Source organism: Paenibacillus sp. 01T424 (genome assembly GCF_056398745.1).
Map to the genome: position 1 here is coordinate 45,752 of NZ_JBFTPZ010000023.1, position 13,023 is coordinate 58,774.

A 13,023-nucleotide genomic window follows, 5' to 3' on the forward strand; every position below is an offset into this window, starting at 1 on the left:
GTTTCTGTAAAGCTATTGAAACTAATACTAGATAACGGTGGGTAACTCATGACTCTTACACAATGGCTTTCAGGCCCAAATGGACAACTGCTCTCTTCATCGGCGGTCATCGTCATTCTGATCTTAATGCTCTTCATGTCGGTTCGGCTTTATGTAAGCTACCGCAACAAACGAATTTATCGCTTGCTCATTACAGCCATCCCAATCATTATTATTAAGCAATGCCTGCTCGTCGTGCTCGCTTATCCAGGCTGGTCATTATCACCATTTCTACATTTAGCCTTTACCATACTTCAAATCCTATCTTTTATTATTATAAACTTTGTTTTCATGAAATTATATACTCATCGAACGGCACAGCTTAAAGTCATTCCCTTTATCATTATGAGTATGATGACATTCGTTATTGCAGGCATACAATTTGCGATTATGCCCAATTCGATGGACACGGTCGTTCATGCGCAAGCTTTTACATACCCGGCACTCGATTTCTATGGTTTAATCGTTATTTTCATGATTATGCTTGATACAAGAAGCGCCCACATGAGCTCCAAATATTACGCGAGCTTAATCGTATTTTTTGCAAGCGAGCTCGCTAGGCTGTCGAATGCCTATGTATTTCATGGCTCATTGACTTGGTTGCTGACGATTAGCCAGCTGCTGCCGATTGTGTATTATACCCTATTGTTTATCCTCTTGTTCGAGTGGGTGATCGAGAGGTTGATGTTTACCTATCAATCGTCTATTATGGATGGCTTGACTGGGTTGTATAATCGGCGCCATTTCTCTTCGAAGGCGGAGCAGCTGCTTCAGAGCAACAAGCCGATGGCTATTATTTTTTGCGATATCGACAACTTTAAGAAATTGAATGATACCCATGGCCACCACAAAGCCGATGGCGTACTGAAGCAGGTTTCCGAGATTATTAAGGAAGAATCGAGCGGCATCGGATCAGCCGGCCGTTATGGCGGAGAAGAGCTGCTAAGCTGCATTAGCACGGAGCGCGTAAAACCTGAAATTGTAGCTGAATCCATTCGGCGCAGAGTCGAGCAGGAAACGATGGTTACGATAAGTGTCGGATTCAGCACCTCCAAAGAAAGCAAAGCTGTTCAAGAAATGATTAAGCAGGCTGACGAAGCGATGTACTATTCCAAAACGACGGGCAAAAACAAAGTAACCCCGTTCAAATCATCAGCTGCTTCCAAAAAATCAAAAGCATAAACAATGAAAAGGCACTGATCATAAGGCTTATAGCCTTGATGGTCAGTGCCTTTTTTTTGTTTGCTTCTGAGAAAAGCGTAAGTACTCAATATTCGTCATATGCTTACCATTTTCAATAGCTGTCCTGCCTTCTCGCTGTACCTAACAGCTGCCAAGCCCTATTGTTATCGCTTTGCCGCAGTCGGCTTCTCTAGTGAATAAAGCTCGTCTTCCAGCGTTTGCATCCGCTCAAGCACCGTTTGGCGAGCATCTTTAATCGCATGATTATAAACATGCGGCCCAACCGCTTGTATCATAAAATCAAGCAGCTGCTCCGCCGCAATCGATCCAAGCGTCTCCGAACGCTCCAGCTCGAAATACTGCTGAATGCTAGCAATCAACTGCTCCTTCTGCTCTTTTGGCAGCTTCAACATTAACATATTATTAACCCTCCAATTGTCCTCTCAGAATAGTCACTGCTTGTCCTTGCAAATACACTCGCTCGCCTTCCGGTCTTACCTTCACAATCCCTCCGCGCTCCGATGCCTGATAGCCAGTTAACTCCTGCTTGCGGAGCCTCTTCGCCCAATATGGCGCGAGCGCGCAGTGGGCCGAACCCGTTACGGGGTCTTCATCGATCCCTGTGCCAGGAAAAAATGCCCGAGATACAAAGTCATACGCAGCATCTGTTGAACGGCTTGTAACGATAATTCCGCGGGCGCTCAGACGGGCAAGCATCCCAAAGTCAGGCCGCAGCGTACGCAGTGTATCCTCACTGTCTACCTCAACAAAGTAGTCCATTCGATTGCGGCCAACATATCTCGGAATGAGACCCAGACCCTGAATGAGCTCCTCAGGTGCAACAGCTGCTTCCGGCGGCTCGGAAGGGAAATTCATCTCCATCCAGTCCCCTTTATGCACAGCGGTCAATAACCCGCTTTTCGTCATAAATCGTGCCGTTTCGTGCTGTGGCAGTCTTCCTGTTTCCCATAAGATATGTGCTGTAGCAAGTGTAGCATGTCCACATAAATCAATCTCAGCAATCGGTGTGAACCATCTTAACTCATAATGCTCTGCTCCCTGCTCAATAAATGCCGTCTCTGAGAGATTCATTTCCGCTGCCACCTGCTGCATCCAGCGTTCTGACTGAGGCTCGTCTACAATGCAAACGGCGGCAGGATTGCCTTTGAATTTTTCATTCGTAAATGCATCTACAATATATAACGGATAATTCATTTTTCCAACATTCCTTTCTTAATCCATGTCACGCCAAACAACGATAGTACAGCGCCATATAAGAGATGACCAAGCAACCACCAAATCAGAGCTTGTACATCGCTAGTCGCTGGAGTACGCTCTGAGAGCTGTGTAAGTGGAATCCACGTACAGCATGCGACTGCTATACTCATGCCAAGGCTTAGTCCTATCGGAGCTCTCCAAAGCGACAACAGGGATAAATAAATAATACCGAGTGGAAGCGCAACAACCATATGAAGGATAAATTCAAGCGTCTCCGTTCGTTTATAAGGCAGCCATTCTATGAAATCAATATTAAGAAGCAATACATATACCGCTGATCCGGTAAGGTGCTCAAGCAGCTTCATCGTAAAGCCTAACACGATTCCACTCACAGCACCAGCCGCAATACCAGCAATAACTAGCTTCCTGACATACTGCCGAAACGAGCGCTTATTCCCATCTCTCATAGCTGACATTTGAAATCCTCTTCTCTGAATCTGTTTCAATCCCAAACAAAAAAGTGCTTGCTGTCACAAAATGATCCGGCTCGAATGTTATCCATTCCATACTCCGATTCGTTTGTGTGCAAGCACTTCATATAGGTTATCCTTTGAGCGGAATAAGCAGCTCTACCGGCTCTTCCTCCAAATGATGCTCGTCAATATAAAACAACTCCAGCGATACGGCGTTTTCTTGCTTCTCTAGCCGCAACTCATTTATCCAAGCATGAAGCTGCTCGTACCCTTCGCCGATTCTTTTATTGGAGCAAGCGACCATCGCATAACGATGTTCAGGAATCGTGAATTGTACCATACCAGGAGGCAATTCCTCCAGATGCTGGACTTCATAACAAGCCCAGTAGGTAGCAAACACTTCATTGCCGAAGTACGGACTGTACAATACGGTCGATTTTGTTGCATCATTCAACTCGTGCTTGCGTGTCAAAAACTCGGTCTGCAGCCGAATCGCTTCATCCGGAAAGGATGAATATGGACCGCAGTAGCTGATACCCGCCAAATGAAGCGCAGGTTTTGTTACGATTGAGCAGTTTTCCACGCGATTTCCTCCTTCGAATCTGTCAGGACTTGTGCGCTAGGATGAGCTTTCTCTGCCCATAGTGTAACATGATTTGCAAGTATTTGGATAGTCGTTTGCATGTTAATCCTTTATCGGGATTATTGACAAAGCCGCTAGCCTTGCTCCAGCCGTTTCATAAATTCTTCTACCGCACTATAGCCTTGCTGCTTTAAGTACCAATTATTCGCGGCTGCCTCAATTAAACCTGCAACGTCTCTGCCCGGCTGCACTTGGATTTCAATATGAGGAATTTTCACACCCATATAATCTGTAAATTTGGTTTCCAGCTCTAAATCATTATTGAGTTCATTATCACGCCACTTCGTTAATTCAATATCGAGTACAATTCTCGTCTCGTCTTGAAACGCCTGTCTGCCATACAATCTCACAACATTAATAAGACCAATGCTGCGCAGAGCTAGAAACTCCTTTGTTTTCTCATTATGCGTGCCAAGCAGCGTTTGTGAACTCAGCTTTTTTAGTACAACGATATCATCAGCAACTAACCTAGAGCCCCGTTTGATGAGCGTATGGGCTGTTTCGCTTTTGCCAATGYCTGACTTGCCGCGCAGCAGCACGCCAATGCCAAGCACATTTAAGCAAATCCCATGAATCGATATTTCCGGAGCAAGCGTTTTGAGCAGATAAGCATCCAGCATGCCAAGCAATTGCACCGTTGGAAGCTTCGTTCGCAGCAAAGGAATACCTTCTTGATCGCAATATTTGGTCAAATATTTTAGACCTTCCTGACCCGCAGTAACTACAAAGCAAGGCGGATGATATTTAACAATATTGCCAATATGATGATTTCGTTCTTCTTCACTTAATGAGTGCAGGTATGTAATTTCCTTCCTGCCCAAAATTTGAACATGCTCCTGTGGGAAAAAATCGTAATATCCAACAAATTCAAGTCCTGGTCGATAGGCTCTTGCTTTAGCAATCTGTCGATCGAGCTTATCGGCTCCTGCTAATATTTCTAATGATAATTGCGCTGCTAATTCCCGTACCGCTATTGATTTCATAACATTACGCTCCTTTGCTGTTATCATAAAGTGCTGTTCATATTAAGAGCCTGTCGAGCGATAATGACGAACACCGATGTTCCATACAAGCAGACAAGGCAAAATAAAGAGGATGCCAGCTATTGGCGAAATCATATAGAGCAGTTCATTCCCAGAGGTTCTGTCTAACAAGTAGAGCAAAGGCAAATAATTGACACTTCCGAAAGGGATGACGAACGTAAAAAAACGAGTCACCCATTTCTTATAAATGCTTAACGGATACTGGGCCATCTCTCGCCCTCCATCCGTAAATATATTTGCAATCTCAAGACCTTGAACCGTCCAAAAACACATCGTTGCAGCGAGTATAAAGATACCAGAGAAAACAAAGACACCGCTTAAAATCATAAAAATAAGAGTTATTGTTTTAAGCAATGTCCACTCGATCGTAAGCTCACTTAAAGCCCACGTCAAGATGATTACGCTTTGCAGCAGCCGTCCCACACGTGAAAATTCGAATTTCGAGCCGAGTACCTGAAGCACGGTACTGCGCGGCCGAACCAGCAGACGGTCAAAATCTCCATTAACGACCAACGTAGAGAACGAATCGAAACCGCGTGCAAAACATTCACTAATCGCAAATGACATATGAATAATAGAAAAGCATAACGCTACTTCTTGAAAATTCCAACCCTCAATTTGGCCAAATCGCTCAAACATAAAATATAATCCTGCAAAAACAGAAAATGGCACAAAAAATTGACCTAAGGAGAGCAGCCAAAATGAGGTAAGGTACTGCGTTTGCGACTTAAACATGATCAAAATATATTTACCGAACAATCTCATATGGGTTACCCTCCATTCACAACAACTCTACGTAATGCTTTTGCCATTGCCAGCCTGCCTAAGCCCACTAGTACAACAAACCAAACCAGTTGAACACCGATGCCGATGAGCGCTTCTTCCTTAGCAATATGTCCCGAGTAAACCCGAAATGGGAAATCCGCTGTCCATCGAAACGGCAGTACATATACAATATTTTGCAGCCATGAGGGCATAAGAGGCACGGGTATAACCATGCCTGCCAGAAATTCGCCGATCACACCAAACATAAGCAGCGAGCCAGCCGGTGAAAGCGTAACGAACACGGATATGTACATCAACATAGAAAGGGCAACAATCATAAGCAGTCCAAGCAATAATGCAACGATAAACAAAACAAAGGCTGCTGGATCTTCTGGCAGCGGCATCCGGTAAGGCTCTGGCAGAAAAAAAGCTACTATCAAAACAGGGATACTTTTTAGAATGGCACTCGAGAGCCGCTGTGCAATAAGCTTGGCATACCATAATCCGTATATGCCGCTAGGTCTGCAAAGCTCATAAGCAATATTGCCTGTCGTTATAAGTCCGAATAACTCATTGTCACGGAACCACAACATAACGAACGAAAGAAAAGCCTGCTGCAGCCATACATATGTGATAAGCTGCTTCAATGAAATTGGAGGCGGAGTCGTTGTCCCGCTATAAAACGCCTCAAACACCATAATGATAATGAAACCCCAAAAAAATTGAGTCGCAACTCCCGCCAGCGCTGCGGTACGGTATTGCAATCCGTATGTGAGACGCAGCTTAAATACCGAAATATACGCTTTCATTATATTTGATGCTCCTTATACAGCTGAACGATCATATCTTCAATAGGCAAGGTATCAATCGTGACATCGAGAAGCTCCACCTGCTCAGACAGACGGATGAGCACATCGCTTATGACAACCTGAGCTGTATTGACGCTTAGCACAGCTCGCTCAGGTGACCATTCTTCAACGACAGCACCAGCAATCTCAAGCGGCTCAGCCCGGTGGCTGTATACGACGGTTATCGTTTTTTGTGTTCCGAACTGGCTGCGTATCGCACTTAGGCTGCCATCATAAAGCAGCTTTCCTTTGCCGATGAGAATAATCCGGTTCGCCAGCGCTTCAATATCATTCATGTCATGAGTGGTCAAAATGATCGTAACGCCCTTCTCTTCATTTATCGTCTTAATGAAGCGGCGCACAGCGATTTTGGATACGGCATCGAGGCCAATTGTGGGCTCATCCAGAAATAGCACACTTGGGCTGTGCAGCAGGGAAGCCGCAATTTCGCAGCGCATCCTTTGTCCAAGACTAAGCTGTCTTACTGGCATCTGAATAATTTCCTGCAGCTCAAGCGTTTCTGTAAGCAATGCTAATGTGCTTTGATACTCCTGCTCTGGCACCTTATAAATATCCCGCAGCAGATCAAAGGAATCGATGACTGGCACGTCCCACCACAGCTGAGAACGCTGACCGAAAACAACACCAATATGCTTCACATACGCGACCCGATCCTTCCACGGCGTATAACCCATGACCGTACATGTACCGCTGTCTGGCACAAGAATGCCGCTCATCACTTTAATGGTCGTTGACTTGCCCGCCCCGTTAGGTCCGATGTACCCTACAATTTCACCCGGCTCAATCGTGAAAGAAATATCGTTAAGCGCTTCCACAACTTTGTATTCCCTTTTGAATAATGCCTTTACTGCTTGCTTAACGCCTGAAGAGCGTTTAGCAACCTGATACGATTTACTTATCCCATGAACTGTAATCACTATTTTTACCTCCGCGCAAGTTTTGAGAGGGAAATACTAACATCGAAAGAATAATGTGTCAATTGTTTCCTCAATAAATGTTATTCTTCTGTGATAATGTCACCCTGTAACTGTTCTGAGATAATGTCACTATGGAACAGGAGATCATGACATTGACGAGAGCAGAGATGAAGAAGGTTTTAGTGGTAGAAAAAGTGATGGATGGACATATGACAAATAAAGAAGGAGCAATTTCATTGGGGCTGTCTGAAAGACAGCTTATCCGACTAAAGAAAAAATACCAAGCAGAAGGAGCAAAGGGCATTTCACACCAGAATCGAGGGAAGAAGCCCAAACATGCACTAAACGACGAAGTAAAAGAACGTGCTGCTTCTTTATATTCAACCAAATATTTAGGCAGCAATAGTTGTCACTTTGCAGAACTGTTGAAAGAACATGAAGATATTCATCTCAGTCCTTCCAGCGTACGACGAGTTTTACTGGATAAAGGCCTTAAACGTGCAAAGCAAAGACGCCGCAGCAAGGCCCATCAGCCACGCCAACGCAGAGCCCAAGCTGGCATGTTATGGCAAATTGATGCTACGCCGTTTAAATGGCTTGAAGAACGAGCTCCTACCTTTGCACTTCATGCTGCGATTGACGATGCCACGAGCATCGTCGTAGGCGCTATATTTCGTCCTCATGAATGCCGTGAAGGCTACTCCTTGGTTATGCAGCAAGGCATTAACCATTATGGTTTACCTCTTGGACTTTATAGTGATCGGCACACCATCTTTCGTTCGCCTAATGAGAAGCTCTCCGTGGAACAAGAACTTGCCGGTGATACCCAGCCACTCTCTAGCTTCGGAAAAGCGATGAGTGAACTTAATATTGAACATATAAAAGCCGTCACACCACAGGCTAAAGGCCGGATCGAGCGTCTTTGGCTGACGCTTCAAGACCGTCTTGTCATTGAGTTACGGTTGCTAGGTATCCAGACGATAGATGCTGCAAACGAGGCATTGCCTGAGCTTATTCAAAAACATAACAAGCAATTTTCCATAGCTCCACGCTCATCTGAATCTGCCTATGTGCAGCTTCAAAAGCATATTGAACTCAGTTATGTGTTTACACTTCGAGAGTATCGCAAGCTCGGAGCTGGCAACACCCTTTCTTACCGCGGAGCAACCTACACTTTAGCTGAGCCTTCTACCCAGCGTTTTGACGCTAAAACTACGGTTGAAGTGCGAGAAACACTGAATGGCAAAGTCGTAATGTGGAATCAAGGACAAGCCATATTGTTAAAGCAGATAGAAAAACAAGATCAAAAACCGCAAACCAAAAAGGCGAGTTCAGCGCAGCCACGCAAACCCGCCAAGGAACATCCGTGGAAAACCACAGGTAGTACCAGCACAAATAAGCGTAACACAAAAAAAACGTCATTCCAAGAACTAGCTTATTCACAGCATAATAGCTTTGCAGAGGTCACCTGGCAGGTGACCTCTGCTCAAAAAAGTGACATTTTCTTAGAAGAGTTAAGGTGACATTTTCTCAGACGTTTGACATTGTTTCCTCAATAAAAAAATCAAAAATCGCTCTTTTTCTGCCTAGAAGGCTGAATAAAGAGCGACTCGTATGTTGCATTTAAATTAAGTTTTATTAGAAGTTGAAAACAAAATCGTCATCATTAAGCGGCTCAACGTGAATCGTACGTACGTAGCCATTACCTTTTTTGGAGAAGAAATCATGCTGCTTCGTATGCGTACTGATACCATTGAACACGATTGGGTTTACCGCTTCCTCAGGGAAATGCGGCTCCATACCAAGATTCATAAGCGCTTTGTTCGCATTGTAGCGGACGTATACATTTACTTCCTCAGCAAGGCCAAGCGGCGCATAAAGATGCTCTGTATACACAATCTCATTCTCGTACAGCTCATTAAGCAATGCATAAATTTCGATTTCCAGCTGTGCTTGCTCCTCAGGGCTAAACGTTTGGAACAGCTCTTGTGCTAGAACGCCAACGTACAAGCCATGGATGCTCTCGTCACGCAAAATCAAATCGATAATTTCGCCGCTGCTCGTCATTTTACCTTGTCCAGCCAAGTAAAGCGGATAGAAGAATCCGCTATAGAACAAGTAGCTCTCCAGGAATACAGAAGCAGCCATCGCTTTGTAAAGCTCTTTCGGGCCAGTGATGTTCGAATACCAAGAAGAAATCAAGTTTGCTTTCTTCTGAAGCTGTTCGTTCTGCTCTACCCACAGGAAAATTTCGTCGATCTCTTCGCCAGAAGCAAGTGTAGTGAAGATGCTGCTGTACGATTTGGCATGGATTTGCTCCATCATCGACATAAATGACAATACTGCTTTGCGCTGCAATCCATCAACATGCTCCAAAATCTTCGGCATGCCGACGCCGCCTTGAATCGTATCAAGCAAAGTCAGACCGCCGAGCACATTTTTGTACAGCGTGCGCTCCGCGTCCGTCATTTCCATCCAGTCCATTTTATCATCTGATAACGGAATTTCTTCATCCGTCCAAAATTGCATTACATTTTGCTGCCAGAATGTTAACGTGAAATCGTCATCTGGGCGGTTCCAGTTTACTGCTTTCATTTGGTGAGCTCCTTCTTTGCTACGTAAGCGTCATTTAAATAGTACTCAAGCGTAAACGGCTATGCCGTCTTTTAGAGGCATAGCTTTCGTTTCGCGGAGAAATATAAGAAAAGTATATGAAAAACATATACTTTCTTATATTTTAAACTGCGCAGCTCGTGCATTCCTCAACGGAAAGCCGCTTCGTTCTTGTGTAATAAAGCGATTTAAGACCTTTTTGAGCAGCATAAACATAGAAGCGCGCCAGCTCACGAGTCGTCACATTACTGTTAACATGCAGTACAGTCGAAATACCTTGGTCAATATGCTGTCCGATCTCTGCAATAAGATCAATCAGCTTGAACTGATCAATGTTGTAAGCCGATTTGTAGTAGAAGTAATTTTCCTGCGCCAAATAAGGCATTGGATAATAAGTAGTTGAGTTTGCATACGTACGTGTTTCGATATGCTCAACAATCGGCATTACGCTTGAAGTCGCATTTTGGATATACGAAATGCTTTGTGTAGGCGCAATCGCCAGACGATAAGCATGGTACAAGCCGTGTTCTTGGACTTTTACTTTAAGTGCAGCCCAGTCCTCAGGTGATGGAATTTCCATACCGTCGAACAATTCCTTCACGCGGTCTGTTTTTGGACGGTAATCATTTTCCACATAACGAGTGAAGTATGTGCCCTTCGCATACTCCGAACGGTCGAAGTCTTTGAAAGTAATTCCGCGCTCTTTGGCGATTTCCATGCTTTGCTCAATGGAGTAGTAGTTCATCATCATAAAGAATACGCCGGCAAAATCTTTCGCTTCTTCACTTTCGTAAGCGATTTTGTTTTTGGCAAGGTATCCATTCAGATTCATTGCGCCAAGTCCTACGGAGTGAAGCTCCTCATTCGCTTTGCGAACGCCTGGTGCATTGTCGATATTAGACAAATCACTAACCGTCGTCAAAGCTTCGATACCAACATGTACCGATTCCTTCACCTTTTTGTGCTCCATTACGTTAACAATATTAAGGGAAGCAAGGTTGCAGCTAATATCACGGTTAATGACATCCTCGTAGCCGTAATCCTTAATTTCCGATGTCTCCTGAAGCTGGAATATTTCTGTGCACAGGTTGGACATTTTGATAGAGCCGATATCCTTCAAAGCGTGAACGCTGTTAGCATTCGATTTGTTCATAATATATGGGTAGCCAGATTCTAGTTGAATCGAAGCGATTTTTGTCAACATGTCGCGTGCGTTCATTACTTTTTTCTTCGTTACCAGCTCATTAGCCAGCAGCTCTTCGTACATCTCGTCCATATCCATATCGTCGAGATGCTTGCCGTATGCCTTCTGAACGGAATGTGGACCGAACACGAATAGCGGTTTGTTTTGAGCAGCTAGCTCATAAAATTTATTCGGAATAATTAGGCCGATCGAAAGAGTTTTAATACGTGCTTTTTCGTCTGCGTTAATTTTTTTGCAATCAAGGAATTCGATAATATCCCAGCCGAAAATATTGTAGTAGCCTGCACCAGAACCTTTGCGTTGTCCCATTTGGTCTGCGTAGGAGAAAGCATCCTCCATAAGCTTCAGCACCGGCATAATGCCTTTTGCTGCGCCCTCTACGCCTTTAATAGGCTCACCGCGTCCACGAAGCTTCGATAGGTTGACGGCTACGCCACCACCGATTTTGGAGAGCTGCATACATGTGCCGAGTACATAGTTGATGGAGTTAAGAGAGTCGTCCATTTCTAGCAGGAAGCAGGAAACCATTTCTCCGCGGCGGCTCTTGCCTGCGTTGAGGAAGGTAGGGGTAGCTGGCTGCAAACGTTGGTCAATCATCGCTTCCGCAATTCGAAGTGCTCTAGCTGCATCGCCTTCGCCCAAATGCAAGGCAACGATGGCTACACGATCGGAATATTGCTCCAAGTATTGCGATTTATTGTTGGTCTTCATCGCGTAGTCCTTATAGAACTTCGATGCAGCCATGTAGGATTGGAATTCAAAGCCGCTGTTTGCCGTTAGTGTAAATACAGCTTCAACCTGCTCATATGTATACTTTTCGTATACATTATCGTAATAATCGTTTTCGATTAAGTATTCTAGCTTATGTTTGAGGGAGTCGAACTTCACGCTCTTCTCAGCCACTTCTTCCATAAATGCAGCGACAGCCTCTTTATCTTTATCAAGCTGGTAAAATCCGTCTGCACCGCGCTGCATCAATTCGTTATTCAATTCAATATGCTTCAATGGTTCGCACCCTTTCGACAAAATGTTGCGTATCTTGATTCGTACCTGACAATTCAAACTTCAAAATCACTGGAACATCGTACATTTGTGAGATCGTATCCGCGCTTTTTGCGAACCCGGTTCCCCAGTTGCGGTTGCCGCTCGCAGAAACGCCGCGGAGCATGCCAGAGTTGCTTTCTAGAAACGAAGTTACCTTCTCTGGAACTTGGCCGAACCCTGTTGTGTATGTTACTAGCACGAACGGCTCGTCAACTTCTTCCCTCTCATCAATCGGCACCGCCCGCATATTCAATTTTTTGATGAAACGCTTGACGTTGCCTGTTTTGGAATCATAGACGACTAGCATAACACGTTCGCTCCCTTACTGTAATCAAGCAATTAAAAAGCGCTTCTGACTAGCAATTCCGTCAGCTGCGCTTGTTCAAGATATACCGCTGGTAATCGTTGAAGGCACCAATCCACATCAATATGTAGTTGATGTTTTTGATTCTACATCAATATATAGGAGTAGTCAATGAAAATTATGGAGAAAATATTAATCTATTTTTTTGGCGCACTCGACTATTTTAACAGATGAGGATATGATGTGATAGTGACATTTTATTGCTATTTTGGGGGTCCTGAAAATCGTAAACACAACTGCAGAACAAATAAGAGCATTGCTAGAAAAACTGTTCAAAGATGCCGGATATACAGTGCCGGAGCTGCTTAAATACATCGAAAAACTTGAAAAAGATCAAGATCTAATGGCCGAAACAATCAAGAAAATGAAGCTTGAATCGATACGAAAAGCATCTGCTTCCGCAGGCATGAACAGCCGATTAAAAGATGCGCTTCGGGAATAATCGGATATACGAGTCACAAGATCTAGATATATACAAGCGAATAATTCAAGAAATCGATAGCACTTCTCGTTCACCAAAACGCCGTTGATAAAATTTTACAATCAGAATACTTTTCGTCAAACTTCGACACTCACACTAGATATAGATGTCGATTGCAATGTTTCTACTTCGACATTGCAATCGACATCTATACAGACCAACTCATAC

General features: G+C 44.2%; 14 protein-coding genes. 3 read left to right on the forward strand and 11 right to left on the reverse strand.

Features of this window, described 5'->3' with window-relative positions; all coding sequences use genetic code 11:
- Nucleotides 1–48 precede the first annotated feature (48 nt).
- A complete protein-coding gene (locus AC1DPK_RS17935; RefSeq protein ID WP_430061726.1) occupies nucleotides 49–1,221 on the forward strand; it encodes a GGDEF domain-containing protein in 1,173 nt (390 codons plus the stop codon).
- A 164-nt stretch (nucleotides 1,222–1,385) separates the two neighbouring features.
- On the opposite strand, the gene AC1DPK_RS17940 is transcribed toward AC1DPK_RS17935, so the two are convergent.
- The 8 genes from AC1DPK_RS17940 to AC1DPK_RS17975 form a co-directional block, all read right to left on the reverse strand.
- On the reverse strand, nucleotides 1,386–1,640 hold the full coding sequence (locus AC1DPK_RS17940; RefSeq protein ID WP_076270054.1) for a DUF2164 domain-containing protein: 255 nt from the start codon (nucleotides 1,638–1,640) through the stop codon (nucleotides 1,386–1,388).
- 4 nt (nucleotides 1,641–1,644) lie between these two features.
- Nucleotides 1,645–2,436 (reverse strand): PhzF family phenazine biosynthesis protein, encoded by a 792-nt coding sequence (locus tag AC1DPK_RS17945; RefSeq protein ID WP_441882187.1) that lies wholly within the window; start codon nucleotides 2,434–2,436, stop codon nucleotides 1,645–1,647.
- Complete coding sequence (locus AC1DPK_RS17950) at nucleotides 2,433–2,915, reverse strand: hypothetical protein (RefSeq protein ID WP_477511200.1); 483 nt, start codon at nucleotides 2,913–2,915, stop codon at nucleotides 2,433–2,435. The genes AC1DPK_RS17945 and AC1DPK_RS17950 overlap by 4 nt, the downstream gene beginning before the upstream one ends.
- Nucleotides 2,916–3,042: 127 nt before the next feature.
- Nucleotides 3,043–3,495, reverse strand: coding sequence for a GyrI-like domain-containing protein (locus AC1DPK_RS17955; RefSeq protein ID WP_076270056.1), 453 nt, complete (start codon nucleotides 3,493–3,495; stop codon nucleotides 3,043–3,045).
- Between the two features lie 134 nt (nucleotides 3,496–3,629).
- Nucleotides 3,630–4,538 (reverse strand): HPr(Ser) kinase/phosphatase, encoded by a 909-nt coding sequence (gene hprK, locus AC1DPK_RS17960; RefSeq protein ID WP_477511201.1) that lies wholly within the window; start codon nucleotides 4,536–4,538, stop codon nucleotides 3,630–3,632.
- A 42-nt stretch (nucleotides 4,539–4,580) separates the two neighbouring features.
- On the reverse strand, nucleotides 4,581–5,363 hold the full coding sequence (locus AC1DPK_RS17965) for an ABC transporter permease (RefSeq protein WP_076270058.1): 783 nt from the start codon (nucleotides 5,361–5,363) through the stop codon (nucleotides 4,581–4,583).
- Between the two features lie 5 nt (nucleotides 5,364–5,368).
- A complete protein-coding gene (locus AC1DPK_RS17970; protein ID WP_339208552.1) occupies nucleotides 5,369–6,172 on the reverse strand; it encodes an ABC transporter permease in 804 nt (267 codons plus the stop codon).
- Nucleotides 6,172–7,149, reverse strand: a complete 978-nt coding sequence (locus AC1DPK_RS17975; protein WP_441882176.1) for an ABC transporter ATP-binding protein — start codon at nucleotides 7,147–7,149, stop codon at nucleotides 6,172–6,174. Before AC1DPK_RS17975 ends, AC1DPK_RS17970 begins: the two co-directional genes overlap by 1 nt.
- A gap of 152 nt (nucleotides 7,150–7,301) precedes the next feature.
- On the opposite strand from AC1DPK_RS17975, the gene AC1DPK_RS17980 reads away from it, so the two are divergent.
- Entirely contained in the window at nucleotides 7,302–8,672 is a 1,371-nt protein-coding gene (locus tag AC1DPK_RS17980) for an ISNCY family transposase (RefSeq protein WP_477511202.1), read from the forward strand.
- Nucleotides 8,673–8,787: 115 nt separating this feature from the next.
- On the opposite strand, the gene nrdF is transcribed toward AC1DPK_RS17980, so the two are convergent.
- The 3 genes from nrdF to nrdI form a co-directional block, all read right to left on the reverse strand.
- The gene (nrdF, locus tag AC1DPK_RS17985) at nucleotides 8,788–9,744 is read right to left on the reverse strand and encodes a class 1b ribonucleoside-diphosphate reductase subunit beta (RefSeq protein ID WP_076270061.1); all 957 of its coding nucleotides are present in this window, start codon (nucleotides 9,742–9,744) and stop codon (nucleotides 8,788–8,790) included.
- 142 nt (nucleotides 9,745–9,886) lie between these two features.
- A complete protein-coding gene (nrdE, locus tag AC1DPK_RS17990; RefSeq protein ID WP_076270062.1) occupies nucleotides 9,887–11,971 on the reverse strand; it encodes a class 1b ribonucleoside-diphosphate reductase subunit alpha in 2,085 nt (694 codons plus the stop codon).
- The gene (gene nrdI / locus AC1DPK_RS17995) at nucleotides 11,958–12,317 is read right to left on the reverse strand and encodes a class Ib ribonucleoside-diphosphate reductase assembly flavoprotein NrdI (RefSeq protein ID WP_076270063.1); all 360 of its coding nucleotides are present in this window, start codon (nucleotides 12,315–12,317) and stop codon (nucleotides 11,958–11,960) included. The genes nrdE and nrdI overlap by 14 nt, the downstream gene beginning before the upstream one ends.
- 313 nt (nucleotides 12,318–12,630) lie before the next feature.
- Between nrdI and AC1DPK_RS18000 the strand changes: the two genes are divergently transcribed.
- A complete protein-coding gene (locus AC1DPK_RS18000) occupies nucleotides 12,631–12,816 on the forward strand; it encodes a hypothetical protein (RefSeq protein ID WP_477511203.1) in 186 nt (61 codons plus the stop codon).
- The last annotated feature ends 207 nt before the right edge of the window (nucleotides 12,817–13,023 follow it).

What these genes read in the sequence shown, in the direction of transcription:
- AC1DPK_RS17935 (WP_430061726.1), top strand. Translation starts at nt 49, where the DNA reads ATGACTCTTACACAATGGCTTTCAGGCCCAAATGGACAACTGCTCTCT.
- AC1DPK_RS17940 (WP_076270054.1), bottom strand. Translation starts at nt 1,640, where the DNA reads ATGTTAATGTTGAAGCTGCCAAAAGAGCAGAAGGAGCAGTTGATTGCT.
- AC1DPK_RS17945 (WP_441882187.1), bottom strand. Translation starts at nt 2,436, where the DNA reads ATGAATTATCCGTTATATATTGTAGATGCATTTACGAATGAAAAATTC.
- AC1DPK_RS17950 (WP_477511200.1), bottom strand. Translation starts at nt 2,915, where the DNA reads ATGTCAGCTATGAGAGATGGGAATAAGCGCTCGTTTCGGCAGTATGTC.
- AC1DPK_RS17965 (WP_076270058.1), bottom strand. Translation starts at nt 5,363, where the DNA reads ATGAGATTGTTCGGTAAATATATTTTGATCATGTTTAAGTCGCAAACG.
- AC1DPK_RS17970 (WP_339208552.1), bottom strand. Translation starts at nt 6,172, where the DNA reads ATGAAAGCGTATATTTCGGTATTTAAGCTGCGTCTCACATACGGATTG.
- nrdF (WP_076270061.1), bottom strand. Translation starts at nt 9,744, where the DNA reads ATGAAAGCAGTAAACTGGAACCGCCCAGATGACGATTTCACGTTAACA.
- nrdI (WP_076270063.1), bottom strand. Translation starts at nt 12,317, where the DNA reads ATGCTAGTCGTCTATGATTCCAAAACAGGCAACGTCAAGCGTTTCATC.